We start from the raw sequence: 25,976 nt of genomic DNA, 5'->3' as shown, positions 1-25,976 counted from the left end.
GAATGCGTAGGCACGTCACTCCGGGAAGACTGTGGCATATGCCGGAAGCACCACCGTATCGTGTGTTGCCAAATCCCTTACGGGGCGTGGCGGGCTGTGCAACAGTCATAACGGTCCTTCCGCCCGCCTCGGTTCCGCCTTGGTCGTACCGTCAGCACATCGGAGTGCGTCATGTCGTCCCATCTCTCCGCGGACCACCCGGCCGCCCAGCCACCGGGGAACGGCTCGGTCGAGGCGCTCATATCGCAGGCCCGGCGGCTGCGGGGCGACGTGGACGCGGTACGGCGGGACAGCCAGGAGGACGCGGCGGACCCCCGGGGGCGCTGGCAGCGCGCGCTGTACGACCTGGCGCTGCACCAACTCACGGACCTTGACGCCCACTTGGCCCAGTTGCGGGACGGTCCGGCGCCCGCGCCACGCCCCGGTTCGCTGCTCAGCCGGGTCGGCAGCGCGGAGTGGAACCTGCTGACGGACGAGGCGGAGTGGTCCGGGGAGCTCTTCCACATCCTGGGCCGCGACCCCGCGTCGGTCCCGCTGAGCCTGGACGAACTCCCTTCCCTGGTCCTGGCCGAGGACCGCCCGAAACTGACCGCGATGGTCACCGACTGCCTCGTCGACGGCCGCCCCATCGACGGCGAGTTCCGCGTCGTGCACCCCGACGGGGCCGTACGCACCGTGCACATGATGGGTGAGCCCGTCCTCGACGCCGACGGCAGCACGGCGTCGATGTGGGCGGTGCTGCGGGACGTCAGCGAACTGCGCCGCAGCCAGCGGGCGGTGAGCGAGACCCGTGACTCGCTCCGGCGACCTCCGCCGCCGCCCTGGCACGAGTTCCTGCGGTTCCCGGACGAGGGACGGCCCGGTCTGGCCCTGGCCGCCGCCCACCTCCCGTCCGCATCGACGGCGGGCCGGTCCCGGTACGGCGGCTGGTACGACGCCTGTTCACTGGGCACCGACGGCGAAACCCTCCTCACCGTGGGCGACTTCGAGGACCCGGGGGCCGAGGCGCACGGGCCGGCGGTGGTCATCGGCGCCCTGCGCGCTCTGGCGCTGGCCGGCACCCGGCCGGCGCGGCTCGGGGAACGGCTCGGCGCATGGGGCGGGGCGACCGCCCTGCCGCCGGTGCGCGCCGGCGTGTACTGCGGCTACCGGCCGCTCACCCGCACCCTGACGTGGGCCCACGCCCGAGGCCCCGCCCCGCTGCTGTTCCGCGGCGGGACGGGGCGTGAGCTGCCCGGGCAGGACGGGCCGTCCGGGCAGGCCGAGGCACCCCTCGAGGCGGGCGACCTGCTGCTTCTGCACACCGGGGCACTCGAGCCGGACGCCGTGGAGCACCTCCTCTCGCTGGCCCCCCGCCTCACCGGAGCGGACTCGGCACAGGACGCCGTACGGATCGTGATGTGTGAACTCGGTGAGTCGCCGGGTCGTCGGGACGCCTGCGTCCTGGTGGCCCGGGTGACGCCCTAGGCGGGCGCGACGGTGCCGTCCGGTCCCTTCCCCTTCGGTGACTTGCCCTTGGGCAGCGCCAGTTTGATCTCCTCGCGCAGCTCCTGGATCTTCGGATAGCCGGCGTACTCGGCGGTGAGCCGGTACATCTGGCGCAGCCGGTCCCAGGTGCGCTGGGAGGAGTTGGACCCCATCGAGACCAGGGCGAGGCGGGCGTACCGGTCGGCCTGCTCGGGGTCGTCGGCGATGAAGCAGGCGGAGGCCATCGACAGATAGTCGAAGATCTTCGACCGCTGCCGGCCGTCGATCCTGAGGGCCAGCGCCTTGTCCGCGTAGTGCTGCGCGTGCGCGGCGGCCCCCGGCTCGAACTCGGCGAGCGTCCGGTAGGCCAGGGCCTGCATGCCGTACAGGTCCTCCTCCTTGAAGGTCTGCATCCAGTCCGGGGGCGGCACGTCCGCCTTGTCGGAGACGAAGAGGTCCTCGGCCCGTCCCAGGGTGCGGCGCATCGCCTGCCCCTTGCCCATCGAGGCCTGCGCCCATGCCTCGATGGTGTAGAGCATGGCCTTGGTGCGCGGCAGTACCTGCTCGCCGGAGCCGGACTGGGCGAGCTTCATGAGGTCCAGGGCCTCGTCGGGCTTGCCCAGGTGCACCATCTGGCGGGCCGCCCGGGACAGGGCCTCGCCCGCCCGGGGCCGGTCACCGCCCTCGCGTGCGGCGTGTGCGGCGATGACGAAGTACTTCTGGGCCGTGGGCTCCAGGCCGACGTCGTGCGACATCCAGCCCGCGAGGACGGCGAGGTTGGCGGCGACGCCCCACAGACGCCGCTGGAGATGGGGTGGGTGGTGGTAGGCGAGCATGCCGCCCACCTCGTTGAGCTGGCCCACCACGGCCTTGCGCTGGAGGCCGCCGCCACGGGCGGCGTCCCAGGCCCGGAACACCTCGACCGAGCGCTCCAGTTCCTCCACTTCCTGCGACCCGATGGGGGCGGCCTCGTAGCGGTCGAACCCGGCGGGGTCGGCGTGCAGGGGTTGGTGGAGGTCGGGGGCGTCGGCCGCCAGCACCGGATCGGTGTGCAGCCAGTCGTGCATGGCGCTGCTGAGTGCGGAGCCCGCGGCGAGCGCGGCGCCCGCGCCCACCAAGCCGCGTCGGTTGAGCATGAGGTCCATTCCCGTGAATTCGGTGAGGACCGCCGCAGTCCGCTCGGGCGCCCACGGCACACCGTCGGGATGCTCTTCGCTCCCGTCCTGTGGCCGTTTCCCCGCACGCCCGTGCCGGACCAGACCGAGGTCCTCGATGGTCACGACACGGCCGAGACGCTCGGTGAACAGAACCGCCAGCACCCGCGGCACCGGATCGCGCGGGATCTCTCCCATGTCGATCCACCGCCGCACCCGCGAGGTGTCGGTCGCCAGCTGGGGGTGGCCCATGGCCGCCGCCTGCCGGTTGACCAGCCTCGCGAGTTCGCCCTTGGACCAGCCGGCCAGGCCGAACAGGTCCGACAGACGGGTGTTGGGTTCTTTGCTCACGTCAAGCCCCCAGGTTCTCGGCTGAGTTGACAGTAGCCCCGTGCGGGTTGCCGGGCGACTATTCGCCACCGTTCGCCAGGGTGCGCCAGATGGTGTGCCACGGGCGCCCGGGTGTCAGGTAGGAATGCGCCACCCCGACCCGGTCACCGCGGGGACACTCCCCAGGGTGGCCCCGGGCGGCCGGTCGGGAGGCGCGACGGCTTTCGGAAGGCGCGCGCCGGCACCGAACGGAACGGTCCGGCACCGCTCTTCAGGCAGGCACAGCAGGCACACGAAGGGATCTGTCTCGCCCATGTACGCAGCATCGTCCTCCGTGTCCGCCCCGCAGCGCTCGCTGCACCCCCGTCCGACGGCGGGCGGCGGCCCCTATCTCGCCCCCGCGCGTCCGGCGGCCCCGGTGCTCGGGGCCGGCAGGGCGCGGCTCGGCGCGGGGCCCGGCTCACAGCCGCTCAGCGGAAGAATCGACCTGTCCGGCCCTCAGGGGGCCCAACTGCGCACGGCGATCGCGGCCGTGCACCGGATCTGCCCGGAGTTCTCCCCCGTGCAGGTGCTGCGGCGCAGCGGGCGGTCCGTGCTCCTCGTCGGTACGACCGGACGCAGCACGGCGGTGGCCAAGTGTTTAGTGGACCACTCCCCCGCGTGGGCGGAGCGCAGCCGGCACGAGATAGGGGCATACCGCTCGTTCGTCCGGCAGCGCCCTCCGGTGCGGGTGCCGAGGCTGATCGCGGCGGATCCGGACAACGGCACGCTGGTGATCGAGCGGATGCCGGGGCGGGTGGCGGCCCTGCAGCGCCACCCCCTGGAAGCCCCGCCACGGGCGGACATCAGGGCGGCGATCGGAGCGGTCTGCCGGCTGAACGCGTGGCGGCCGCCGGCCGGCACCTTCGACGCCCCGCTGGACTACGCGGCCCGGATCTCCCGCTACCACGAGTTGGGACTGCTCACCGACCGGGACCTGGGCGACCTGCAGAAGCTGCTGCACGGCATCGCCCACGCGGGCGGACGCCAGGGCATGGGCCAGTTCTGCCACGGTGACGCGCTGCTGTCCAACGTTCTCATGTCCCCGGCCGGTCCGGTGCTGGTGGACTGGGAGCACGCGGGCTGGTACCTGCCGGGCTACGACCTGGCGACGCTGTGGGCCGTCCTCGGCGATGCCCCGGCGGCCCGCCGTCAGATCAGCCAGATCGCCCAGGCGAACGGCACGGCGGCGCGCGACGCGTTCCTGGTGAACCTGATGCTCGTCCTGACCAGGGAGATCCGTACGTACGAGACGGCCGTGCAGCGTTCGATGCACGACACGGTCGCGGCGGCGCCGGCGCCGGCCCATCCGGGTGCCGCACCGACCGGCGAGGAGCAGCGGTTGCTGCTGCGCCGGCTGCACGACGACTGCCAGCTGGCCCGCCGGGCCGTGCGCGCGGCGGTCGGTACGCGCTGACGGCAGCCGCGAGAGGACGACGACGGTCCGCGGTGCGCCCCCTCGGGAGTGGGGGCGCGCCGCGGTTTTCGTGTTCCCGGCGGACCGGTCCGCCGGGGAGCCAATGGTGTGAGCCACTGACGCCGCGCAGGCCCGTGGGCCGCCGCCGCGAAACTCGCCACGCCCCTCGCTGACGTGGGAAATCTCCACGACGACGGCATGATTGACGGATCGTCGGACCGCCGGGTACCACTGACCCACGCCCGGCCCCGCACGCCCCGTCACGCCCGACCGTCACAGGAGGCCGCTTTGCGAGGATCCCCCGTCGTGCCCGCCCTGGCCACCGCGGCGCTGCTGCTGCCGCTGCTCGGTGCGGCACCGTCCGCCGCCGCGCCCCCGGACGCGCCGCCCGCGCCGGACCGTCTCCAGCGGGCGTTCGCCACCGCGGCGGCCGAGTACCACGTGCCGCAGAGCGTCCTGCTCGGCGTCTCCTATCTGCAGTCCCGTTGGGACGCGCACGACGGCGCGCCGAGCGTGACCGGCGGCTACGGCCCGCTGCACCTCACCGACGCCCGCACGGCGCTGGCCGAGACGCCCGGGTCCCACCACGGCGAGGGCTCGGAGGACCCGCGCGGCGACGACGCGCGCGCCCCGCTGCACCCGGCGGACGGGGCCGCGCCGTCGTCCGCCGACCTGCCGGCCCGGCTGTCCACGCTCCCGAAGGCCGCCGAGCTGACCGGGCTGAGCCCCGAGGCGCTACGCACCGACCCGGCCGCGAACGTGGCCGGCGGTGCCGCACTGCTCGCCGCCGCCCAGCGGGAACTGGGCGAGCCGCTCAGTTCCGACCCGGCGCAGTGGTACGGGGCGGTGGCCCGCTTCTCGGGCGCGGAGGACTCCGCGACGGCGGCGGCGTACGCCAACGACGTGTACGAGGTCATCCGCACGGGTGAGCGGCGCACCACGGACGCCGGCCAGCGGGTCACCCTGGCCGCCCGCCCCGACGTGGCGCCGGACACCTCCCTGCTGGACGGCGCGGGCCTGCGCGCGGCGTCCGCCGCCGGCACGGAGTGCCCGAGGTCGGTGTCCTGCGAGTGGGTCCCCGCGCCGTACGAGGAGTTCGGCGACGGCGACTACGGCAACCACGACCTGGGCGACCGGCCTGCCTCCCAGCGCATCCGGTACATCGTCGTGCACGACACGGAGGGCGCCTGGAACGGCGTCCTCAACATGGTCCAGGACCCGACCTACGTGTCGTGGAACTACACGCTGCGCTCCACCGACGGCCACATCGCCCAGCACGTGAAGGCGAAGGACGTGGCCTGGCACGCGGGCAACTGGTACGTGAACGCCAAGTCGATCGGCCTGGAGCACGAGGGCTTCCTGGCGGACCCGGACGCCTGGTACACGGAGGCGATGTACCGGTCGTCGGCGCGGCTGGTGAAGTACCTGGCGAAGAAGTACGACATCCCGCTGGACCGGCAGCACGTCCTCGGCCACGACAACGTGCCCGGCACCACCACGGCGACGATCCCGGGCATGCACACCGACCCGGGACCCTACTGGGACTGGCGGCACTACTTCCAGTTGCTCGGCCGCCCCTTCGAGCCGACCGCCGGCAAGAAGTCCTCCCTGGTGACGATCCGTCCGGACTACGACGCCAACCGTCCCGAGTACACCGGCTGCGAGACGGCGGGCGAGCCGTGCGCGGCCCACGGTTCCAGCGAGGTGCGGCTGTACTCCGACCACGACGTGAACGCGCCGCTGATCAAGGACGTCGGTCTGGGCACCACCCCCACGACCGGGGTGAACGACCTGTCCTCCCGGGTCTCCACGGGCCAGCAGTACGCGGTGGCGGACCGGTGGGGCGACTGGACGGCCATCTGGTACCTGGGCCAGAAGGCCTGGTTCCACAACCCGCCGAAGAGCCCGGCGGCGGTGCCCGCGTCGGGGCGTGTGATCACCCCGAAGAAGGGCCTCGCGAGTGTCCCGGTGTACGGGCGCGCGTACCCGGAGAAGGCCGCCTACCCGGCGGACGTGCCCGCCCAGGCGGTGTCGCCGCTGCCGTACACCCTGCCCGCGGGGCAGAAGTACGTGGTGGGTGAGAAGGTGCCGGGCGAGTACTACTACGCGGTCACCTTCGACGAGGCGTCCCACCGGGTGGTGACCGGCGAGGACCAGTACTACGAGATCCAGTACGGCCACCGGGTGGCGTACGTGCGCGCCGCCGACGTGACGGTCTCGGCCGTGCGCTGACGGCCGGCCTCAGCCCTGCTGGAAAAGCTCCGCCGGGAGCGGCTTCAGCAGGGCGTACAGGTCGTCGGTGATGGGGCGGTCCCAGGCGGCGATGGTCACCAGGACGCCGTCGCTGCGGTCGAACTGCACGCAGGAGATCCGGCTCTCGGAGAGCTTGAGGCGGCGCACGATCAGCAGGTTGTCGCCCTGCATCACGGGGACGTCCTCGGCGCCGACGACGGTGATCTCCTCGTCGTTCTCCAGGGCGAGCAGCAGCTGGGCCACCTCGAAGGGGATCTCTCCCTCGGGGACCTCGCGGGCCGGGGAGCCGTCCGGCAGATTGCCGATGATCATCGCGGGGCCGCGGCCGCCGAACAGGTCGTAGCGCAGGAAGACGCCCTGACAGGTGCCGTCGGGCGCGGGCAGCAGGCCGGCCCCGAGGTTTCCGGGCCAGTCGCCCGGGTCCATGGCCAGTACGTCGAAGTCGGGCCCGGCGGGCGTGGCGCTGCGGCGGCGGAGGAACGACATGCCGCCATGGTACGTGGCCGCGCGGGGTGAACGGCGTGCGGGCGGACGCCGGCCGGGCTACGCCCTTGGCCGGTGCCGCTCCTGGTGGCGGGCCACCCGCGCCCGGTTGCCGCAGGAGGGCTGGCACCACTCCTGACGCGGGTGCTCCTTGAGGAAGTACCGCACGCAGCGCGGGGCGTGGCAGGCCCGCAGCCGCTGCCGGTCGGGGCCGGCGAGGAAGCCGATCACCGCCTGTGCGAGGACGGCGGCGAGGTCGCTCCGGGCGCCCGGCGCGGGTACGGAGCGTACGACCGGGGCGCCGGCGTCGGCCCAGGCCAGCACGGGGACCGTGGGTGTGCGGGCGGCTGCCTCGTTCAGGCGTCGCAGGGCGTCCGGCACGGGCAGCAGCCGGCCGGCGTCGGCGGGGCTGGGCTCGCCGGGGCGTACGGCGCGGGCGAAGAGGGAGCGGGCGGCGGCCCGCACGTCCCGTACGGCGGCCAGGGTGGACGCGTCGGCGGTGAAGTCCTCGCCGTCCGGCACGATCCCGGGGTGGTCGCCGGCCCAGGCGGTGAGTCCCGCCAGGTCGGCCAGGTCGTCGGCGACCGAGCCGTGTCCGTCGTGCCGGACGGTCAGCGCGAGGTCGAGCGCGATCCTGGTGTCCGCGCTGGGCGAGTCCTGCATGGGCCCGATGATAGGCACCCGGTCACGGGCGGGGGACGGGCGGGCGTCCCCGGCGGACCGGCACAGCGGCTGGCGTCCCCGGAAGGGCCGCGGAGGGGTGCCGCACCGAGCCGCCGAGGGCGCGCGAGCGACGGATACGGACGGCCGCACGAGGCTCCGGACGGCCCGCCGAACCCGCGTCGTCACTCCTCCGGCGGCGCCGGGGGTACCACCGCGACCGGGGACGCCGCGTGCAGCAGGACGGCGTGGGTGACCGAGCCCATCATGCGGGCCGGGGCCAGCAGGCGCCGGCGGTGGCGGCCGACGACCACCAGATCGGCGTCCCGGGAGGACGCGACCAGATGTCCGGCGGCGTCGCCCGGCGCGACGTAGGGCTCGGCCCGGACGTCGGGGTGGCGTTCGCGGTAGGGGGCGAGGAAGCCGTCGGCGAGGACCCGGGTCTCGCTCTCCAGGGACACTTCGTCGATCACCGGGGGCACGATCTGGCCGGCGGCGGCCCAGGTCTGCACCGGCCACGGGTAGGCGGCGACCACCTGGAGACGGGCTCCGCGCAGCTCGGCCTCGGTGAAGGCGAAGGACAGGGTGGCGTCGTCGGGGCTGTCCACGTGCAGCCCGACCACCACCCGGGGCCCGGGTTCCTCCGGGGCCTCGCCGTGGACCTCGCGCCCGGGGCGGGGCACCACGACGACGGGGCACTCGGCGTCGCGGGCGGCGGCCATGCCGTTGGAGCCGAGCAGCAGGCCGGTGAAGCCGCCCCGGCCCCGGGAGCCGAGGACCAGCAGCTGGGCGTCGGCGCCCAGTTCCGGCAGCAGGGCGCCCGGTACGCCCTCCATGCCGACGTACTCCGTCGGCACCGCGTAGGCCCGCCCCTGGAGGTGCGCGCGGGCCTGCTCGAGCGCCGGGTCCTCGGCGGTGTCCGGCGGGCCCGCGACCAGGACGTCGGTCTGGGCCCAGGCGGCGTACTGGCGCACGTGCACCACCCGCAGGGGTGCCTCGCGCCGGTGGGCGGCGTCGAGCGCCCAGTCCAGGGCGCGCAGGCCGTCGTCCGAACCGTCGACCGCCGCGATGACCGGCAGGGTGCTCATGGGTCCTCACCTCCGGAGTACGGACTTCCCCCCGGCGGCGGACCGAACACCCCGGTTCGGCCGGTCGGCGCACCCGCGGTCCTCCCGCGGTCGTCCTACGTGAGGTCGAACTCCCCTTCTCGTGCTCCCGACACGAACGCCCCCCATTCGGCCGGGGTGAAGATCAGGGAGGGGCTTTCCGGGCTGCCGCTGTTGCGCATGGCGATGAACCCCTCGACGAAGGCGATCTGGACATCCCCCAGGCCCCGGCTGCTGGACTGCCACTGCGCGTTGCTGAGATCCAGCTCCGGCTTGTCCCAGCCCGTGAGCGGGCGCTGGTGGGTGGTGCTCTCGGCCACGTCCGTGCTCCTCCCGGTGTCGTCGTGCGCGGCCAGCCTAGCGATCCGGTCCGACCGCCGACAGGCCGTCGCGGCGTCAGGAACCGGCGAAGCGGTCCCGCAGCTCGCGCTTGAGGATCTTGCCGCTGGCGTTGCGGGGCAGGGCGTCCACGAACCGGACGCGTTTGGGTGCCTTGAAGGCGGTGAGTTTCTCGCGCGCGTGGGCGATCAGTTCGTCCTCGGTGACCTCGCCGCGCGGGACGACGACGGCGGTGACGGCCTCGATCCACCGTTCGTCGGGCAGGCCGACGACCGCCACCTCGGCGACGGCGTCGTGCGTGTAGAGGGCGTCCTCGACCTGACGGGAGGCGACCAGCACACCGCCGGAGTTGATGACGTCCTTCACCCGGTCGACGATCGTGTAGTAGCCGTCGGCGTCCCGTACGGCGAGGTCGCCGGAGTGGAACCAGCCGTCGCGGAAGGCGGCCTCGGTCTCCTCGGGTTTGTCCCAGTACCCCTCGCACAGCTGGGGTGAGCGGTAGACGACTTCGCCGGCTGTGCCGTCGGGCACGTCCCTGCCGTCCTCGTCGACCACGCGCGCGTCGACGAACAGGACGGGGCGGCCGCAGGAGTCCATCCGGCCCTCGTGCTCGTCGGGGCCCAGAACGGTGGCGAGAGGGCCGATCTCGCTCTGGCCGAAGCAGTTGTAGAAGGCGAGGTGCGGGAGGCGTGCGCGCAGCCGCTCCAGGACGGGCACCGGCATGATCGACGCACCGTAGTAGGCCTTGCGCAGGCCGTCGAGGTCCCGGGTGGCGAAGTCGGCGCGGTTGGCGAGACCGATCCACACCGTGGGCGGTGCGAACAGGCTGTCGACGCGGCCCGCCTCGATCAGGTCGAACAGCCGGTCGCCGTCCGGTGCGTCCAGGACGATGTTCGTCGCGCCGACCGCGAGGTAGGGCAGCAGGAACACGTGGGTCTGCGCCGAGTGGTAGAGCGGGAGCGCGTGCACGGGACGGTCGCCGGCGCGGAGGTCGAGGGCGGTGATGGCGCTCAGGTACTCGTGCACGAGCGCGCGGTGGGTCATCATCGCGCCCTTGGGCAGCGCGGTGGTGCCGGAGGTGTACAGGAGCTGCACCAGGTCCTCGGCGGCCGGTTCGGGTCCGTCGTACGGGGGCGCCGCCGCGAGGCGGGCGAGGAGCGAGTCGCCGGCGTCGCGCAGCGGCAGGGTGCGGGTGCCGCCGGGGAGCCGGGCGGCGAGGCCGGGGTCGGTGAGCACGAGTGCGCTGCCGGACTGGGTGACGAGGTAGGCGAGGTCGTCGCCGGTGAGGTTCTGGTTGACCGGGACGTGCACCAGGCCGGCGCGGGCGCAGGCGAGGAAGGCGATCAGGTAGGCGTCGGAGTTGTGGCCGTAGGCGCCGACCCGGTCGCCCCGGGACAGCCCTTCGGCCAGCAGGACGCTCGCCGCGCGGGAGACCGCGGTGTCGAGTTCCGCGTACGTCCAGGTGCGGTCGCGGTACTCCACCGCGACGCGGGCCGGAGTGCGTCGGGCGCTGCGCCGCAGCACCCCGTCGACCGTGCTGCCGTGTCCGGGCGTCATGACATGATCCTCGGCCGGTCGCGGGGGCGGGTCAAGCCGTGTGCGGCGGTCCGCCGGCTCCTCGCGTGGGCTGTGCACGCCCCATTGACACAGCCCGGCACTGACAGGAAAGTTTCAGTCCGCACGGCGATCCGGGAAAGATACTTTCAGCTTCGGCGGCGGGAGGCTCTTCGATGGCCGGTCAGGCGACGAACGGATGGACGCGGCGTCAACTGGGTGCCGGAGCCCTGGCCCTGGGCGGCGCCCTGGCCATCGCCCCGTTCGCGGCGGGCCCGGCCGCGGCCGTCCCGGACAAGGGCCGCCGTCCCACTCTCCGGCACGGGTCCGCCGAGCGCGCCGGACTGCTCCCGGGCCATCTGCGCCGGCTCGTCACCGACGCCGAGACGTTCCTCGGCCCCTCGCCCCAGCACCCCTGGTACGCGGGGGCCGTGCTGCTGGCCGGCCGGGGCGGCACGGTGGCACTGCACGAGCCGATCGGCATGGCGGTGCGCTACCGGGCCTACGACGAGACGACCGACACCGGTGTGGAGTTCCCCGCCGGGCAGCAGATCCCGATGGCCGAGGACACGGTGTTCGACCTCGCGTCGATCTCCAAGCTGTTCACCTCGATCCTCGCCGTGCAGCAACTGGAGCGGGGCGCGCTGGAGCTGGAGGCGGCGGTCGCCTCGTACCTGCCGGACTTCGGCCGGGCGGGCAAGCAGGACGTGACGGTCCGTCAGCTCCTGACCCACACCTCGGGCTTCCGGGCCTGGATCCCGCTCTACAGTGCGCCCACCTACGAGGAGAAGGTCCGGCTCGTCTACGACGAGGCGCCGGTGAGCGCCCCCGGCACGGCGTACCTGTACTCGGACCTGAACATGATCTCGCTCCAGCTGGTGCTCGAGAAGGTCACCGGCCGCACCCTGGACGTGCTGCTGCGCGACGAGATCACCCGGCCGCTCGGTCTCACCCGCACCCGTTACAACCCGCCCGCCTCCTGGCGGCCGCGGATCGCGGCCACCGAGGACGCCCGCCTGCCCTGGTCCGGCCTGGACCGCGGCCTCGTGTGGGGCGAGGTGCACGACGAGAACGCCTTCAGCCTGGGCGGCGTGGCCGGTCACGCGGGGGTGTTCTCCTGCGCGTGGGACCTCGCGGTCCTCGGCCGCACGCTCCTCAACGGCGGCTCCTACGGCCGGGCGCGCATCCTGCGGCCGGAGTCGGTGGAGCTGATGTTCACCGACTTCAACACCGACTTCCCCGGCGACGAGCACGGCCTGGGCTTCGAGCTCTACCAGCACTGGTACATGGGCGCGATGGCGACTCCGCGCACGGCCGGGCACACCGGCTTCACGGGTACCTCGCTGGTGCTGGACCCGACGACCGACTCGTTCCTCGTCGTCCTCGGCAACTCCGTCCACCCGGTCCGCAGCTGGCGTTCCGGCTCGGCCCCCCGGGTGGCGGCGGGCACCCACCTGGCGCGGGCGGTGCCCGTGCGGCCCGCGCACGGACGCACCGCCTGGTTCTCGGGGACCGCGAACTCCACGACGGCCACACTCACGCTGCCCGCGCTGGACACCTCGGCCGGACGGGCGCGGCTGCGCTGCTCGCTGTGGTGGGACACCGAGCCCGGCCCGGACGCCCTCGTCCTGGAGGCCTCGACCGACGACGGGACCTCGTGGCAGCCGGTGCCGTTCACGACGTCCCGGCGGGGCGAGGCGCCCCGGGAGCATCCGGCGGGCTCGGCCACCGGCTGGTCGGGGCGCGTCTGGCACCGGCTGAGCGCCGGCCTCCCGGCCGCACGCGGCCTCACCCTGCGCTGGCGGTACACGACCGACCGGCTGTACGTGGGCCGCGGGGCGTACGTGGACGGACTGCGCGCGGAGGCGGGCGGCGACGTCCTGTTCCACGACGCCCGCCCGGCGGACGCGGCGCGCGTCGAGGCGGTGGGCTGGTCGGCGTCGGCGAACTAGGACCTGCGTGCGACGGGCCGCGCGGGGCCGCTAGCCGTTGAAGACGGCCTTCTGCACCTCGTTCGGACCGTCGAAGCTGTTCTCCTTCAGTCCGTCGAGACGGCTCACGACCTTGTCGTCGGCCTTGTTCTTGCGGGCGCAGTCGACGAGCGACTTCTTGTCGGCCGGGTAGTCCATGCCGTTGAGGGCCTTCTGCAGGTCGATGGGGCTGAGGTCCGCCATGACGGGCTCCTTGTCGTGCGGGTTTCGCGTACGGTATGTCCGCTATGTCGCGGTACCCCTCCCCGTCGCGGGCATGCGCGCGCGACCGTCAGCTCCCGGTCCCCTCCAGCACCGCCATCGCCGCGTTGTGCCCCGGCACCCCGCTCACCCCTCCCCCGCGCACGGCGCCCGCGCCGCACAGCAGGACGTTGGCCCGGTCGGTCTCCACGCCCCAGTGGCCGGTGCCCTCCTGGGCGTGGGGCCAGGACAGTTCGCGGTGGAAGATGTTCCCGCCGGGCAGGCGCAGGTCGCGGTCGAGGTCGAGGGGCGACCTGGCCTCGATGCAGGGCCGCCCGTCGGCGTCGGTCGCCAGGCAGTCCGCGAGGGGCTCGGCGAGGTGGGCGTCGAGCTGGGCGAGGGTCGACTTCAGCAGTTCGTCGCGTACGGCGTCGTTGTCCCGGGCGAAGAGGCGGGCGGGTGTGTGCAGGCCGAACAGGGTGAGGGTGTGCATGCCCTTCGCGGCCAGGCCGGGGCCGAGGATCGTGGGGTCGGTCAGCGAGTGGCAGTAGATCTCGGAGGGCGGCGCGTCGGGCAGTTCGCCGGCGGCCGCCCGGGCGTGCGCGGCGGCCAGTTGCCCGTAGCCCTCGGCGATGTGGAAGGTCCCGGCGAAGGCCTCGCGCGGGTCGGCCTCGGGGTCGCGCAGCCGCGGGAGCCGGGTCAGCAGCATGTTCACCTTGAGCTGGGCGCCCTCGGCGGGCGGGGGCGGCGCCTGACCGGTGAGCGCGGCCAGCTCCCGCGGGGAGGCGTTGACCAGGACGTGGCGGGCGGCACTCACGTACTCGCCGTCGGCCGAGCGGTGGGTGACCTCGGCCGTCCGCCCGTCGGCCTCGATCCGTACCGCCTCGTGTCCGGTGGCGAGCACGGCGCCGGCGGCCCGGGCCGCGTCGGCCAGCGCGTCGGTGAGGGCGCCCATGCCGCCGACCGGCACGTCCCAGGCGCCGGTGCCGCCGCCGATCACGTGGTAGAGGAAGCAGCGGTTCTGGACCAGGGAAGGGTCGTGGGCGTCGGCGAAGGTGCCGATCAGTGCGTCGGTGAGGACGACTCCCCGGACCAGGTCGTCGGCGAAGTGCTCCTCGATCACGACGCCGACCGGTTCCTCGAACAAGGCCCGCCAGGCCGCGTCGTCGTCGACCCTGCGGCGCAGTTCGTCCCGGGTGGGCAGCGGTTCGGTGAGGGTCGGGAAGACCCGCTGGGCCACGCGGCCGGTCATGGCGTAGAACCGCTGCCAGGCCGCGTACTCCCGGTCGGAGCCGGTGAGCCGGGCGAAGGACTCGCGCGTGCGCCGCTCGCCCCCGCCGACGAGGAGCCCGGTGGGCCGCCCGGCGCGCTCGACGGGCGTGTACGAGGAGACGGTACGGGTGCGCACCCGGAAGTCCAGGCCCAGGTCCCGCACGATCTTCCTGGGCAGCAGGCTGACCAGGTACGAGTAGCGCGACAGCCGCGCGTCGACCCCGGCGAACGGACGCGTGGACACGGCCGCTCCGCCGGTGTGGTCCAGCCGTTCGAGCACCAGCACCGAGCGGCCGGCCCGGGCCACGTAGGCGGCGGCGACCAGCCCGTTGTGGCCGCCGCCGACGATGACGGCGTCGTAGGTGCGGGAGGTGCGCGCGGTGCGGGGCGGGGTCGTCATGGCTCTTGGTAACACGGGCCCGTCGGGGGCGGCCAGCCCGCCGTCGGTCACCGCCGGGAGCCGGCGCCGGCGTCCTGGGCCGCGTTCCGCCTCAGTGCGCCGCCGCCCCGCGCAGCCCCGCGACCCTGCCGTACAGCTCCCTGGCCTCGGCGGCGCGGCCGAGTTGTTCCAGGCAGTGGGCCTCGTCGTCGCGGGCGACGAGGGTGCCGGGGTGGTCGGGGCCGAGGAGCCGTTCGCGGGCCGCGGCGACCAGGCGGTACTCGGTGAGGGCGGCGGACCAGCGGCCCAGCCAGCCCAGGGCGACGGCGACCTCGCGGCGGCTGACCAGGGTGTCCGGGTGGTCCGGGCCGAGGACGCGGTCACGGATCGCGCGGACCTCGCGGGCCTCGGCGAGGGCCTCCCCCCAGCGGCCCAGCCTGCCCAGGTTGACGCCCAGGCCGTGCCGGGCCCGCAGGGTCTCGGGGTGGTCGGCGCCCTGGGAGCGCGTCCGGTCGTCGATCAGCTCGGCGTACACGGTCAGCGCTTCGGCGCAGCGGCCGAGGCGGCCCAGGGCGATGCCGGTCTCGTAGCGGGCGGCGAGGGTGTCGGGGTGGTCCGGGCCGAGCGCTCTCGCGCGGGCGGCGGCCACCTCGCGGTAGGTCGCCAGGGCCTCCTGCCAGCGGTCCAGCCGCCCGAGTTCGTAGGCGATCTCGTAGCGGGTGACGAGGGTGTCGGGATGCTCGGGGCCGAGTACGCGGGCCCGGGCCGCGGCCACCTCGCGGGCCGTCCGGTGGGCTTCCTCGGTACGGCCGAGCCGCCCGAGGTTGAAGGCCAGGTTGTGGCGGCAGCGCAGGGTGTCGGGATGGTCGGGCCCCATCGTGCGTTCGCGGGCGGCCAGGACCGACGCGTACACCTGGTGGGCGTCGGCGTACCGGCCCAGCCGGCCCAGGGTGTAGGCCATCTCCTGGCGGACGGCGAGGGTGTCGGCGTGGTCGGCTCCCAGCATCCTGATCCTCGCCTCGGCGACGCCCTTGTACGCGCGCAGCGCGTCGGCGGCGCGACCGGTGCGGCCGAGGACGAAGGCGGCCTCGTAGCGGCTGGCGAGCGTGTCGGGGTGCTCGGGGCCGAGCAGGCGCTCGCGTTCGGCGGCGACCGCCCGGTGCACCTCGCCCGCCTCCGCCCAGCGGCCGAGCCGGCCCAGGCTCAGCCCCGCCTTGTGGCGTCCGGCCAGCCTGACGACGGCCTCGTGCACCGGGGCCGTCCGTCCGGCCGGGACGGGTCCGGCCGGCCGGTTCTCGGCGGTCCGCTCTCCGGCACCACGGTCACCGGAGGTCCGCTCTCCGGCGCCGCGGTCACCGGCGCCCCGGTTCGCACAGGCCGGGGAATCGGCGGTCCGGTCACCGGCCGCCGGGCTCTCGGCGGGACGCGGGATCCACTCGCCGGACAGGCCCGCCGCGGGGTCCGGGGGTGTGGCGCGCGGGCCCGTGCCGGCCGCCTTGGGTCCGGTGGTCATGGTGCGGGTCCAGGAGGGCAGTCCGGCGCGGCGGCCCGCGACCTGCTCACGCGCCGGCGTCCGGGCCGTCGCCGGAGCCGGCGCGGGCGCCCGTCCCACGCGTCCGGCGCCGATCCGGCGGGCCAGTTCACGGGCGTCGTCGGGGCGCTGCTCGGGCCGTTTGGCCAGCAGGTCCAGGATGATCCGGTCCAGGTAGGCGGGTAGTTCGGCGCGGTGGGTGCGCGGTGGTGCGGGTTCGGTGTCGCGGTGGCCGACGAGGATCGCCCAGGCGTCGTCGAGGTCGAAGGGCGGGGCACCGGTGGCGATCTCGTAGAGCACGCAGCCCAGGGAGTACAGGTCGCTGCGCCGGTCGACCTCGTCGCCGCCGATCTGTTCGGGCGACATGTAGTGCGGGGTGCCCATGGCGATGCCGGTGCCGGTGAGCCGGGCGGTGAATCCCGCGTCGTGACCGAGCCGGGCGATGCCGAAGTCGCAGATCTTCACGGTGCCGTCGGCGGTCCGCACGATGTTCGCGGGTTTGAGGTCGCGGTGGACGATGCCCTGATCGTGGGTGTAGGCGAGCGCGGCGGCGACCTGCTCGGCGATGTCGACGACGTCGGGGACCGGCAGTGGATGGCCCTTGTTGTCCTCCAGGAGCCGGCTCAGGTCGTGCCCCTCCAGCAGCTCCATGACCAGGAAGAGCACGCCGTCCCACTCGCCGAAGTCGTGGACGACGGTCACCCCCCGGTGCTGGAGCGCGGCGGCCACCCGCGCCTCGCGCCGGAACCGCTCCCGCAGGACGCGGGTGAAGGACTGGTCGTGCTGCGTGCCCAGTGGTTTGAGGCACTTGACGGCTATGCGACGGCCCAGTGACTCGTCCCGCGCCCGCCACACCTCGCCCATGCCGCCGCGCCCGATCCTCTCGAGCAGCCGGTACCGGCCCTGGATCAGCGTGCTGTCCCCCATGACTTCGCCGCCCCCGTGGTTCAGTCCGCCGCGCCCTCCCCTGGCGGGTCCAGTATGGCCGCTTGTCGTCCGATTTTGTATGGCGCCGGGCGGGCGGCCGGGCCGAGCCGGTCCATGGCCCGCAGGATGTGCCTGGGCGGCAGTTGCCAGCGCAGCCGGGCGGGGATCGCGCGCAGCACGGTGCCGGTGGCGCGGAGCCGGCGGGTGACGGTGGCGGGCGGGGGCGCCGGTCGGCCGTAGAGCTCGTGCGCGTACGGCGGCAGGGAGTCGTACGCGAGACGGGCGACCCGCCGCCACAGCAGCTCGCGCGCCGGGACCAGGAGGGGGTGCGTGGGCGGGCGGCACAGGAAGTCGTCGACCTCGTGTGCCTCCGGCCCGGCGGCCAGTTCGGGCCGTACGCGCGCGAAGTAGGCGGCCAGTTCGGCACGGTTCGCGGGCACGGACCCGGGGTCCAGGCCGACGAGGCGGGCGCTGTGCCGGTGTTCGGCGAGGTAGCGGTCGGCGTGGGCGGCGGTGAGCGGGAAGCCGGAGCGGCCGAGGACGTGCAGGTAGGAGCCGATCTCGGCGCAGTGCACCCACAGCAGCAGGGCGGGTTCGTCGACGCCGTAGCGCTCGCCCGTGTCGGGGTCGGTGGCACCGAGCATGCGGTGGATCTTCCGTACCCGGGCGCCGGCCCGCTCGGCGGCCTCGGTGGTGCCGTACGTGGTGGTGCCGACGAAACCCGCGGTGCGCATGAGGCGGCCCCAGGCGTCGCGCCGGAAGTCGCTGTTCTGCATCACGCCGCGCACGGCGCGCGGGTGCAGGGCCTGGAGGTAGAGGGCGCGGATCCCGGCCACCCACATCATCGGATCGCCGTGCGCCTGCCAGGTCACGGAGTCCGGGCCGAAGAGCCCCGGATCGCCGCCGGTCCGCGTCGCCGCCATACGGGCAGGCTAACGCGGCGCGGGTCCCGCTCCCAGGCCTCAGCGCAGGGTGGCCAGGAACTCTCCGCAGGCGCGGGCGCAGTCGCGGCAGGCCTTCGCGCTCTCCTCGGCGCCCGGGTGGCCGTCGAAGACGTGGGCACTCTCCAGGCACACCTGGCGGCACCACTCCAGTTGGGCGCGGATGGCGGCCTCGTCCACCTGGTTCTGTTCGGACAGGACCCGGCAGGTCGCGTCGCAGACCTCCGCGCACATGATGCCCTTGCGCCGCACGAGCTCCTGGTTCTCGGTCCCGTCCGGATCCACGAGGCTCGCCCGCAGGGCACAGGCCCGGGCGCACTCGGTGCACGCCTGCGCGCACGCGAAGCGGTCCTCGAGGAAGCGGAACAGTTCCTGCTGGGAAGTCGTCGTCGATGTCACACCGGCCGGGTTGCCGCCGGCGCCGCCGCCAAACCGCCGGGCCCCGCGGCACCAGGGGCTCCGGGCCGTTTTCCGGGTGGGTCGCAGGGGACCCGTGGACCGCCCCCGCGACCGGTGGGGGTGACGCGGCCGAAGACGCACGGAGGTGCACGGACATGCCGGGACGACAGGAACTGCCGTCGACCCTGGAGCGCTCCCCGCAGGAGGCCCGGCGCACCTGGATCAAGGCCCACGGCTCCGCCGTCGAGGAGTACGGCGAGGGCGAGCGGGCCCACCGGGTGGCGTACGGGGCGCTCAAGCACAAGTTCGAGAAGGTCGGGGACCACTGGGAGCGCAAGGAGGGCGGCCGCAAGGGCCCCTCCGACCCCCGGTCGGGGCGGCCCCGCGGACGGGGCGGGCGCAGCGGCGAGGGCGTCGACGAGAAGGCCTCGAAGGAACACCTGTACGGCGTCGCCCGGCGCCTGGGTGTCGAGGGCCGGTCGAAGATGTCGAAGGCGGACCTGCTCGAAGCGATCAGGAAGGCCAACCGCTCGCGGACGCGGGCGTCGCGGTCGGGGTGAGCGGGTTGGTGCCGGGGGCTGCGGGTACCCGCGCTCCATGACCAACGCATGGATGGACCTGGCCGCGGGCTCCGGCGGTTTCCCCGTCTGGCTGATCGTCGCGGCCGTCGTGGTGGTGGGTGTACTGATCGGCGCGTTCGCGTTCGGCAGCCGGCAAAAGCGCCGCGAGCCCCCGCCGCCGACGGCCGACGAGCAGCCCCGTCTGCCCGACGAGGGGGCCGTCCACGAGACGCGGGAACGCCGGGAACCGAACGAGATGCCGCTCAGCGACGCACGCACACTGCCGCACGAACTCGGGCACCAGGGCAGCCGTACGGCGTCCGATCAGCAACGGCCCCGCTGGGACGAGGGCAGCAGCGGCTCCTTCGGCAGCGGTGGCCCGGGCGGACGCTGACCGGCGCACGGTGTCGTACACAGGGAAGTGAGAACCATGGCGGACCCCGCTCGCAACGACCTGCCGTTGCCCGACTACGACCATCTGCCGATCGGTGGACTGGAGAGCCGGATCCGGTCACTGGGCGCGGACGAGGTGGAGAAACTGCTGGCCTACGAGCGGTCGCACGCCGACCGGGTCCCGGCCACGGAGGTGCTGTCGACCCGTCTGGAGCAGTTGCGCTCCGGCGCCGAGCCCTCCTCCGGCGACCCGGGCGCCGTCCGGCCCGAGCAGGGCGCGGGCCGGACGGGCTCCCCGGTGTCGCCCGCGACCTCTCCGCAGCCGTTCTCCCCGCCCCCGCACGGCACCCCGGACCAGCGGGGCAAGCCGAAGGGTGACCGAACCTAGCCGGGGCGTAGTTTCCGGCACGGGCCGCGGGGAACCCATGCGCCGTGCTGTTGTTGCAGAGGAGAAGGGCCCGTGCCGGTGCGCGGGCCCGCCACGCGGCCGAACGCACCGTCGACTGGGCCGACGGGCGGCTCCCCGTCTCCGAGGGCGGGGGGCTGCTGCGCAAGGCCTTCCCCGAGCACTGGTCGTTCCTGCTGGGCGAGATCGCCCTGTACAGCTTCGTCGTGCTGCTGCTGACCGGGGTCTGGCTGACGCTCTTCTTCAAGCCCTCGATGACGGAGGTCGTCTACGACGGCTCGTACGAGCCCCTGCTGGGGGTGAGCATGTCGGAGGCCTACCGCTCGACGGTGGACATCAGTTTCGACGTGCGCGGCGGGCTGTTGATCCGGCAGGTGCACCACTGGGCGGCGTTGGTGTTCCTGTCCGCCATCGGGGTGCATCTGCTGCGGATCTTCTTCACGGGGGCGTTCCGCCGGCCGCGTGAGGTCAACTGGCTGATCGGCGTCACGCTGTTCATGCTGGCCCTCGTCGAGGGCTTCGCCGGATACTCCCTCCCCGACGACCTGCTGTCGGGGACGGGGCTGCGCATCGCCCAGGGCATCATGCTGTCCATCCCGGTCGTGGGGACGTACATCAGCATGTTCGTGTTCGGGGGCCAGTATCCCGGCGAGGACATCGTGCCGCGGCTGTACTCGCTGCACATCCTGCTGCTGCCCGGGCTGCTGCTGGCGCTGGTCACGCTCCACCTGATCCTGGTGTTCTACCTCAAGCACACCCAGTGGGCGGGCCGCGGGCGCACCAACCGCAACGCGGTGGGCAAGCCGATGTTCCCCCACTTCATGACGAACTCCTCCGGTCTGTTCTTCATGGTCTTCGGCGTCCTGACCGTGCTGGCGGCGGTGGCGCAGATCAATCCGATCTGGACGTACGGCCCCTACCGCCCCGACATCATCTCCACGGGCTCGCAGCCGGACTGGTACGTCGGGTTCCTGGAGGGATCGCTGCGGCTGATGCCGCCGTTCGAGACGGCGGTGGCGGGCCACACCGTCATGTGGAACGTCCTGGTGCCCGCGGTCCTGCTGCCGGGCGCCCTGTTCGCGGTGCTGTACGCCTACCCGTTCTTCGAGCGCTGGGTGACCGGCGACCACGAGGAGCACCATCTGTGCGACCGGCCCCGGGACAAGCCGGTACGGACCGGGCTGGGCGTCGCGGCCATCGTGTTCTACGGAGTGCTGCTCCTGGCCGGCGGCAACGACATCCTCGCCCACACGTTCGACATCTCGCTGAACCTGCTGACCTGGATCTTCCGGGTCTCCCTCGTGGTGGCGCCGCCGCTCGCGTTCGTCGCGACCAAGCGGATCTGCCTGGCGCTGCAGGAGCACGACCGCGAGCGTCTGACCGAGGGCGAGGAGACGGGCGAGGTGTACCAGACGCTCGCCGGCGGCTACGCCGAGCGTCACGGCCCCCTCGACCCGGAGGAGCGCTACGTGCTGCGGGCCCGTCAGGAACCCGAGCCGCTCGCGGCGTCGCCCAAGGAGGGCGAGTCACCGCACGTGGGACGGCTGCGGGCGACGCTCAGCGGCTGGTACTACGACGACCGGGTCGACGTCGAGGAGCCCGAGCAGGGAACGGAGCGGGGGCCGGGGTCGGCACTCGAGGCCGCGCGCGACGCGGCGGCTTCCGGGCCCGAGGTCTACTCGGGCGAGTCGGAGCGCTGAACGCCCCGGTCGGCGTACTGGAAGACCATTCCGCAGACCCCCATGGCGAGCAGGCCGAAGCCGATCAGCGCCAGCCACAGGCCGAAGACGATGCCGAACGCGAGCACCACGGCGGCCAGCGCGATGGTGATCGGCCAGGGGCTGTGCGGCGGGAAGAAGTCCAGCGGGCCCACGGTGTCGACGACCTCTCCCTCACCGCGGTCCTGCGCCCGCAGGCCCCGCTTGCGGTACTGCACGCGCAGGAAGAACGCGATGAGCGAGGCCATCAGGAAGGCGATGACGAGCGCGGCCGTGCCGGCGGGCTCGCGCGACCACCAGCCGTAGAGGGCGGCTTCGCCGCCGAAGAAGACCGCCACACCGGTGAACAGACGGAATTCGGTCCTCACTGGACATGCCTCTGGTCGTGTCGGGTGATGTCGGGGTGGTGGAGGTCGAACGCCGGGGACTCGGAGCGGATCCGGGGCAGCGACGTGAAGTTGTGGCGCGGCGGCGGGCTGCTGGTGGCCCATTCGAGGGAACGGCCGTAGCCCCAGGGGTCGTCCTGCTCGACCTTTTTCCCGTAGTGGTGGGTGTGCCACACGTTGTACAGGAACGGCAGCGTGGACAGGCCGAGGAGGAAGGCGCCGATGGAGCTGATGGTGTTGAGCGTGGTGAAGCCGTCCGCGGCCAGGTAGTCGGCGTAGCGCCGCGGCATGCCCTGCTCGCCGAGCCAGTGCTGGACGAGGAACGTGGTCTGGAACCCGGTGAAGAGCGTCCAGAAGTGAATCTTCCCGATGCGTTCGTCGAGCATTTTGCCGGTGAACTTGGGCCACCAGAAGTAGAAGCCGGCGAACATCGCGAAGACGACGGTGCCGAACAGCACGTAGTGCAGGTGCGCGACGATGAAGTACGAGTCCGTCAGGTGGAAGTCCAGGGGCGGCGAGGCGATGAGGACGCCGCTCATGCCGCCGAGCAGAAAGGTCACCAGGAACCCGCAGGCCCACAGCATGGGTGTCTCGAAGGACAGTGAGCCGTGCATCATCGTGCCGATCCAGTTGAAGAACTTCACCCCGGTCGGTACGGCGATGAGGAACGACATGAGGGAGAAGAAGGGGAGCAGCACGGCGCCCGTGGCGAACATGTGGTGGGCCCACACCACCGCGGAGAGAAAGGTGATGGCGATGGTGGCGCCGACCAGGCTGACGTAGCCGAAGACGGGCTTGCGGCTGAAGACCGGGATGATCTCGGTGACGATGCCGAAGAACGGCAGCGCGACGATGTACACCTCGGGATGGCCGAAGAACCAGAACAGGTGCTGCCACAGCAGCGCCCCGCCGCTCGCCGCGTCGAAGACGTGCGCGCCGAACTTCCGGTCGGCTTCGAGCATCAGCAGCGCGGCGGTGAGCACGGGGAAGGCGGGCAGCACCAGGATCGAGGTGAACAGGATGTTCCAGGTGAAGATCGGCATCCGGAACATGGTCATGCCGGGAGCGCGCAGGCAGATGATGGTGGTGATGAAGTTGACGGCGCTGAGCGTGGTCGACAAGCCGCTCACCACCAGGCCCATGGTCCACAGGTCGCCGCCCGGCCCCGGGCTGAAGGTCGCGTTGTTCAGCGGCGCGTAGGCGAACCAGCCGAACGAGGCCGCTCCCCCGGGCGTCAGGAAGCCCGCCACCACCATCAGGCCGCCGAACAGGTACATCCAGTACGACAGCGCGTTCAGCCGCGGCAGGGCCAGGTCGGGGGCGCCGATCTGCAGGGGCATGATGGCGTTGGTGAACCCGGCGAACAGCGGGGTCGCGAACAGCAGCATCATGATGGTGCCGTGCACGGTGAACAGCTGGTTGTACTGCTGACTGCTGAACAACTGCAGTCCTGGACGGGCGAGTTCACTGCGCATCAGCATGGCCAGGACGCCGGCGAAGACGAAGAAGCCGAACGACGTCGCCAAGTAGAGCCGGCCGATCACCTTGTGATCGGTCGTGGTCGCCCACCGCACCAGCACCCGCCCGAGCGTGCGGTTCGTCCGCTGCCGAGCCGGTGTCCGGCGCGGCGGCCCGGTCCTTCTGTCCACCGCCATGCGGCGGAGAGTACCCAGGGGTCGTGGGCTCAGACGTACGACCACGCCGTGGTCCCGGCCGGGCGTCCGGCGGATGGGCCACCCGGCGCACGCGGGGTTCTCGGTGGGTCGTCAGCCGCCGGTTCCGCCCACGCTTCCGCCGGTCCCGGGGGGCGCGGCGGTTCTCGGGGCGGCGGCGGTCCCGGCCGGACCGTCCGGCTCGCGGGGCGCGCCGGCCGGGCAGTCGTCGCTGGAACGGCCGGCGAGTCGGCCGCCGGGCTGCTCGACGGTCACCTGTGCGCTGCCCAGCGCCGGGTCCTGCCGCAGCCGGGCGACGGCGACCGTGCAGGCCAGTTGGTCGACGGCCGTGTCGCTGAGGCTCGCGGCGGTCCGTAGCAGCTGGACGTTGACCACCGTGCCGTCGGTGCGGATGGTGGGGGCCACGGCGGCGGGCGGCAGCTCGGTCGTCAGCCCTCTCTGCCGCTCCTCGGCGTCCGGTCCCTTGAACAGCATGAGGACGGTGCTGCCGAGGTCGGTCGAGCCCGCCACGGTGCGGGAGACCGCCGTCAGGGCTCCGTCCTCGACGAAGTAGAGCGGGACCTTGACGAGGGGCACCGCTTCGGGTGCGCTCTCCGACGGCGCCGCCGTGACGCCCGGCTGCAGGACTCCGGTCGCGGGTTCGCCCGCCTCGACCACTCCGGTCTCCGGGATGCCGCAGGCGGAGAGCGGGAGCAGCGCGGCCAGCAGAACGGGGAGCGCGCGCAGGGTGCTTCGGCCGGCCCGGCCGCCGAGCGGCCGCGTGCGCGGGGCGGTGACCGTCGCAGCCGGTCGAGCCGACGCCTTCATTTCCGCACCTCCGTCACCGAGTCCACGCGCACGCCGGGGCCCGGCTCCGCCTTCGGGTTCGACTCCCCGTGCGGGTCCGGGCCCTGAACGGGGTCCGGATCCGAGGCCGGGCCCGAGGCCGGAGTCAGGTCCGGGTCCGGGGCCGGGGTGTCCGTGCTGTCCGGGCGCAAGGGGAGGAGGACGGTGAAGACGGCGCCGCCGTCCGGGTGGTTGGCGGCTCGGACGGTGCCGTCGTGCAGGCGTACGTTCTCTGCCGCGATGGCCAGCCCGAGGCCGCTGCCCTCGCTCCGGGCGCGGGCGTCGTCCGACTTGTAGAAGCGGTCGAAGACATGGGGCAGGACGCTTTCGGGGATGCCGTCCCCGCCGTCGCGGACCGTGACGACCGCCTGCCTCCCGGCGTCCGGACCGTCCTGGACACGGAGGTCCAGGCGGACCGGGGGCGCGCCGTGTCTCAGGGCGTTGGCGACGAGATTCGCCACGATCACGTCGAGACGTCGCGGGTCGACCCGGCCGCGCAGTTCCCCCGGGCCCGGCAGGCCGGTCTCCACGGTGTCCTGCCAGCCGCGGGTGGCGAGCGTGCGTCGCAGCGACTCGGCGAGGTCGATCTCGTCGAGGTGCAGGGCGGCCGCCCCCGCGTCGAACCGGGAGATCTCCATCAGGTCGTCCACGAGAGCGGCCAGCTTCGTGGTCTCCGTGCTGATGAGGCGCACGGCCGTCGCGGTGTCGTCGTCCAGGCCCGCCGCGTCCTCGTCCAGCACGTCCGTGACCGCCGACATCGCCGCCAGCGGCGTGCGCAGTTCGTGGGAGACGTCCGCGGCGAAGCGCCGGGCGCCGGCCTCCATGCGCCGCAGTTCCGCCACCGAGACCTCCAGCGCCGCCGCGGTCTCGTTGAAGGTGCGGGACAGATCCGCGAGTTCGTCGGAGCCCTGCACGGCGAGCCGCGTGTCCAGGCGGCCCTCGGCGATGCTGCGGGTCGCCCGGCGCAGCGCCCGCACCGGCCGCAGGACGCCGCGAGCGGCGAGGAGCGCGATCAGGACGGCCAGGACCAGCGCCGGCACGGTGGCGCGTTCGATCGCGGCGACCAGCGCGTCGACGTAGCCCTGCTCTTCCTGCTGCGGCACCGTGAGGTAGACCTCCAGGCCGGAAGCGCCCCGCTCGGTGCTGTACTGGCCGGCGAAGGTGACGGGCATGCCCACCACCAGCGAGGAGTGGCCGTCGTGGGACACGCGCTGGAACACGGTGGCCCGGCGGGAGCGCACGGACTCGCGCATCGCCGGGGACAGTTCGCCGAAGGAGTCTCCGGGGACGGAGGTCGCGCTCGTGTCCCGGTAGGCGACCAGCACCCGCCACGGCTGGGACCGCCCGCCCCTGGAGACGTCGTCGGCGAAGGCCTGCAGGTCGGCCGGCTCGGGCGGGAACCGGTAGTTGGGGACGAGGGTGTTGACGCGGTGCCGGAAGTCCTCGATCACCGTGTCCTGGCTCTGCTGCAGGACCCCGGTCCGCGCCTCACGGAAGGTCAGCGCGCCGGTGGTCACCGTGGCCACGACGGCGACGAGGGTGAAGGCCACCACCAGCCGCAGGCGCAGCCCCACCAGCGCCCGCAGCACCCGC

Annotated in this window: 23 protein-coding genes; 8 read left to right on the top strand and 15 right to left on the bottom strand. The window is 73.4% G+C overall.

Translation table 11 applies throughout. The features are described 5' to 3' along the window. The first annotated feature begins 171 nt into the window (after positions 1 to 171). Positions 172 to 1,467 carry a PAS domain-containing protein gene (locus NI25_RS34745; RefSeq protein WP_061446268.1) on the top strand — a complete coding sequence of 432 codons (1,296 nt, stop codon included), beginning with the start codon at positions 172 to 174 and terminating at the stop codon, positions 1,465 to 1,467. On the opposite strand, the gene NI25_RS34740 is transcribed toward NI25_RS34745, so the two are convergent. Further along, positions 1,464 to 2,972: a hypothetical protein gene (locus NI25_RS34740; protein WP_061446267.1), complete on the bottom strand. Its 1,509-nt coding sequence runs from the start codon at positions 2,970 to 2,972 to the stop codon at positions 1,464 to 1,466. The genes NI25_RS34745 and NI25_RS34740 overlap by 4 nt on opposite strands. 292 nt (positions 2,973 to 3,264) lie before the next feature. Here NI25_RS34740 and NI25_RS34735 point away from each other — a divergent pair, with 292 nt between their 5' ends. Continuing rightward, a complete protein-coding gene (locus NI25_RS34735) occupies positions 3,265 to 4,407 on the top strand; it encodes an aminoglycoside phosphotransferase family protein (RefSeq protein ID WP_061446266.1) in 1,143 nt (380 codons plus the stop codon). A gap of 306 nt (positions 4,408 to 4,713) precedes the next feature. Then, the gene (locus tag NI25_RS34730; RefSeq protein WP_107071954.1) at positions 4,714 to 6,639 is read left to right on the top strand and encodes an N-acetylmuramoyl-L-alanine amidase; all 1,926 of its coding nucleotides are present in this window, start codon (positions 4,714 to 4,716) and stop codon (positions 6,637 to 6,639) included. Positions 6,640 to 6,648: 9 nt separating this feature from the next. Here the strand turns inward: NI25_RS34730 and NI25_RS34725 are convergent, their stop codons facing one another. The 5 genes from NI25_RS34725 to NI25_RS34705 all read right to left on the bottom strand — a co-directional run bounded on the left by NI25_RS34725 (position 6,649) and on the right by NI25_RS34705 (position 10,805). Then, positions 6,649 to 7,146, bottom strand: coding sequence for a hypothetical protein (locus tag NI25_RS34725; RefSeq protein WP_007389815.1), 498 nt, complete (start codon positions 7,144 to 7,146; stop codon positions 6,649 to 6,651). 57 nt (positions 7,147 to 7,203) lie between these two features. Further along, positions 7,204 to 7,806 carry a CGNR zinc finger domain-containing protein gene (locus NI25_RS34720; protein WP_199561071.1) on the bottom strand — a complete coding sequence of 201 codons (603 nt, stop codon included), beginning with the start codon at positions 7,804 to 7,806 and terminating at the stop codon, positions 7,204 to 7,206. Between the two features lie 182 nt (positions 7,807 to 7,988). Further along, the gene (locus tag NI25_RS34715) at positions 7,989 to 8,891 is read right to left on the bottom strand and encodes a universal stress protein (RefSeq protein WP_061446263.1); all 903 of its coding nucleotides are present in this window, start codon (positions 8,889 to 8,891) and stop codon (positions 7,989 to 7,991) included. A gap of 95 nt (positions 8,892 to 8,986) precedes the next feature. Beyond that, positions 8,987 to 9,229 (bottom strand): DUF397 domain-containing protein, encoded by a 243-nt coding sequence (locus tag NI25_RS34710; protein WP_061446262.1) that lies wholly within the window; start codon positions 9,227 to 9,229, stop codon positions 8,987 to 8,989. 76 nt (positions 9,230 to 9,305) lie between these two features. Next, positions 9,306 to 10,805, bottom strand: coding sequence for an acyl-CoA synthetase (locus NI25_RS34705; protein ID WP_061446261.1), 1,500 nt, complete (start codon positions 10,803 to 10,805; stop codon positions 9,306 to 9,308). A gap of 173 nt (positions 10,806 to 10,978) precedes the next feature. Here NI25_RS34705 and NI25_RS34700 point away from each other — a divergent pair, with 173 nt between their 5' ends. Then, complete coding sequence (locus tag NI25_RS34700) at positions 10,979 to 12,754, top strand: serine hydrolase domain-containing protein (RefSeq protein WP_061446260.1); 1,776 nt, start codon at positions 10,979 to 10,981, stop codon at positions 12,752 to 12,754. A gap of 30 nt (positions 12,755 to 12,784) precedes the next feature. Here the strand turns inward: NI25_RS34700 and NI25_RS34695 are convergent, their stop codons facing one another. From NI25_RS34695 to NI25_RS34675, 5 genes are all read right to left on the bottom strand, one after another. After that, positions 12,785 to 12,976 (bottom strand): DUF2795 domain-containing protein, encoded by a 192-nt coding sequence (locus NI25_RS34695; protein WP_061446259.1) that lies wholly within the window; start codon positions 12,974 to 12,976, stop codon positions 12,785 to 12,787. An 88-nt stretch (positions 12,977 to 13,064) separates the two neighbouring features. Beyond that, complete coding sequence (locus NI25_RS34690; protein ID WP_199561070.1) at positions 13,065 to 14,645, bottom strand: phytoene desaturase family protein; 1,581 nt, start codon at positions 14,643 to 14,645, stop codon at positions 13,065 to 13,067. Positions 14,646 to 14,736: 91 nt separating this feature from the next. Further along, positions 14,737 to 17,082, bottom strand: a complete 2,346-nt coding sequence (locus NI25_RS34685) for a serine/threonine-protein kinase (RefSeq protein WP_061446258.1) — start codon at positions 17,080 to 17,082, stop codon at positions 14,737 to 14,739. A gap of 20 nt (positions 17,083 to 17,102) precedes the next feature. Then, entirely contained in the window at positions 17,103 to 18,005 is a 903-nt protein-coding gene (locus NI25_RS34680; RefSeq protein WP_061446257.1) for an oxygenase MpaB family protein, read from the bottom strand. Between the two features lie 39 nt (positions 18,006 to 18,044). Next, entirely contained in the window at positions 18,045 to 18,422 is a 378-nt protein-coding gene (locus NI25_RS34675) for a four-helix bundle copper-binding protein (RefSeq protein WP_061446256.1), read from the bottom strand. Between the two features lie 155 nt (positions 18,423 to 18,577). On the opposite strand from NI25_RS34675, the gene NI25_RS34670 reads away from it, so the two are divergent. The 4 genes from NI25_RS34670 to NI25_RS34655 are packed head-to-tail and all read left to right on the top strand — an operon-like array spanning position 18,578 to position 21,481. Beyond that, entirely contained in the window at positions 18,578 to 18,982 is a 405-nt protein-coding gene (locus NI25_RS34670) for a ChaB family protein (protein ID WP_061446255.1), read from the top strand. Between the two features lie 37 nt (positions 18,983 to 19,019). Continuing rightward, positions 19,020 to 19,376 (top strand): DUF6479 family protein, encoded by a 357-nt coding sequence (locus NI25_RS34665; protein ID WP_061446254.1) that lies wholly within the window; start codon positions 19,020 to 19,022, stop codon positions 19,374 to 19,376. 36 nt (positions 19,377 to 19,412) lie between these two features. Beyond that, positions 19,413 to 19,763: a hypothetical protein gene (locus NI25_RS34660; RefSeq protein WP_061446253.1), complete on the top strand. Its 351-nt coding sequence runs from the start codon at positions 19,413 to 19,415 to the stop codon at positions 19,761 to 19,763. A 47-nt stretch (positions 19,764 to 19,810) separates the two neighbouring features. Beyond that, entirely contained in the window at positions 19,811 to 21,481 is a 1,671-nt protein-coding gene (locus NI25_RS34655) for a cytochrome b (RefSeq protein WP_061447224.1), read from the top strand. Here the strand turns inward: NI25_RS34655 and NI25_RS34650 are convergent. The 4 genes from NI25_RS34650 to NI25_RS34635 form a co-directional block, all read right to left on the bottom strand. Continuing rightward, positions 21,457 to 21,867 (bottom strand): cytochrome c oxidase subunit 4, encoded by a 411-nt coding sequence (locus tag NI25_RS34650; RefSeq protein ID WP_061446252.1) that lies wholly within the window; start codon positions 21,865 to 21,867, stop codon positions 21,457 to 21,459. The two genes, NI25_RS34655 and NI25_RS34650, sit on opposite strands and share 25 nt — an antisense overlap. After that, positions 21,864 to 23,585, bottom strand: a complete 1,722-nt coding sequence (gene ctaD / locus NI25_RS34645) for a cytochrome c oxidase subunit I (protein ID WP_061446251.1) — start codon at positions 23,583 to 23,585, stop codon at positions 21,864 to 21,866. The genes NI25_RS34650 and ctaD overlap by 4 nt, the downstream gene beginning before the upstream one ends. A 66-nt stretch (positions 23,586 to 23,651) precedes the next feature. Beyond that, a complete protein-coding gene (locus tag NI25_RS34640; protein WP_233520805.1) occupies positions 23,652 to 24,365 on the bottom strand; it encodes a hypothetical protein in 714 nt (237 codons plus the stop codon). Beyond that, positions 24,362 to 25,972: a sensor histidine kinase gene (locus NI25_RS34635; protein WP_233520804.1), complete on the bottom strand. Its 1,611-nt coding sequence runs from the start codon at positions 25,970 to 25,972 to the stop codon at positions 24,362 to 24,364. The genes NI25_RS34640 and NI25_RS34635 overlap by 4 nt, the downstream gene beginning before the upstream one ends. Between the last annotated feature and the right edge of the window lie 4 nt (positions 25,973 to 25,976).

The organism is Streptomyces sp. CCM_MD2014 (assembly GCF_000772045.1).
GTDB lineage: Bacteria > Actinomycetota > Actinomycetes > Streptomycetales > Streptomycetaceae > Streptomyces > Streptomyces salinarius.
The sequence above is the reverse complement of the archived record's forward strand: the minus strand, read 5'-3'. Positions and strand labels throughout refer to the sequence as shown.

Excerpts from the sequence above, each read along its gene's own strand:
- NI25_RS34745 (WP_061446268.1), top strand. The coding sequence starts at position 172 with ATGTCGTCCCATCTCTCCGCGGACCACCCGGCCGCCCAGCCACCGGGG.
- NI25_RS34735 (WP_061446266.1), top strand. The coding sequence starts at position 3,265 with ATGTACGCAGCATCGTCCTCCGTGTCCGCCCCGCAGCGCTCGCTGCAC.
- NI25_RS34725 (WP_007389815.1), bottom strand. The coding sequence starts at position 7,146 with ATGTCGTTCCTCCGCCGCCGCAGCGCCACGCCCGCCGGGCCCGACTTC.
- NI25_RS34720 (WP_199561071.1), bottom strand. The coding sequence starts at position 7,806 with ATGCAGGACTCGCCCAGCGCGGACACCAGGATCGCGCTCGACCTCGCG.
- NI25_RS34715 (WP_061446263.1), bottom strand. The coding sequence starts at position 8,891 with ATGAGCACCCTGCCGGTCATCGCGGCGGTCGACGGTTCGGACGACGGC.
- NI25_RS34705 (WP_061446261.1), bottom strand. The coding sequence starts at position 10,805 with ATGACGCCCGGACACGGCAGCACGGTCGACGGGGTGCTGCGGCGCAGC.
- NI25_RS34700 (WP_061446260.1), top strand. The coding sequence starts at position 10,979 with ATGGCCGGTCAGGCGACGAACGGATGGACGCGGCGTCAACTGGGTGCC.
- NI25_RS34695 (WP_061446259.1), bottom strand. The coding sequence starts at position 12,976 with ATGGCGGACCTCAGCCCCATCGACCTGCAGAAGGCCCTCAACGGCATG.
- NI25_RS34690 (WP_199561070.1), bottom strand. The coding sequence starts at position 14,645 with ATGACGACCCCGCCCCGCACCGCGCGCACCTCCCGCACCTACGACGCC.
- NI25_RS34685 (WP_061446258.1), bottom strand. The coding sequence starts at position 17,082 with ATGGGGGACAGCACGCTGATCCAGGGCCGGTACCGGCTGCTCGAGAGG.
- NI25_RS34680 (WP_061446257.1), bottom strand. The coding sequence starts at position 18,005 with ATGGCGGCGACGCGGACCGGCGGCGATCCGGGGCTCTTCGGCCCGGAC.
- NI25_RS34670 (WP_061446255.1), top strand. The coding sequence starts at position 18,578 with ATGCCGGGACGACAGGAACTGCCGTCGACCCTGGAGCGCTCCCCGCAG.
- NI25_RS34665 (WP_061446254.1), top strand. The coding sequence starts at position 19,020 with ATGACCAACGCATGGATGGACCTGGCCGCGGGCTCCGGCGGTTTCCCC.
- NI25_RS34660 (WP_061446253.1), top strand. The coding sequence starts at position 19,413 with ATGGCGGACCCCGCTCGCAACGACCTGCCGTTGCCCGACTACGACCAT.
- NI25_RS34640 (WP_233520805.1), bottom strand. The coding sequence starts at position 24,365 with ATGAAGGCGTCGGCTCGACCGGCTGCGACGGTCACCGCCCCGCGCACG.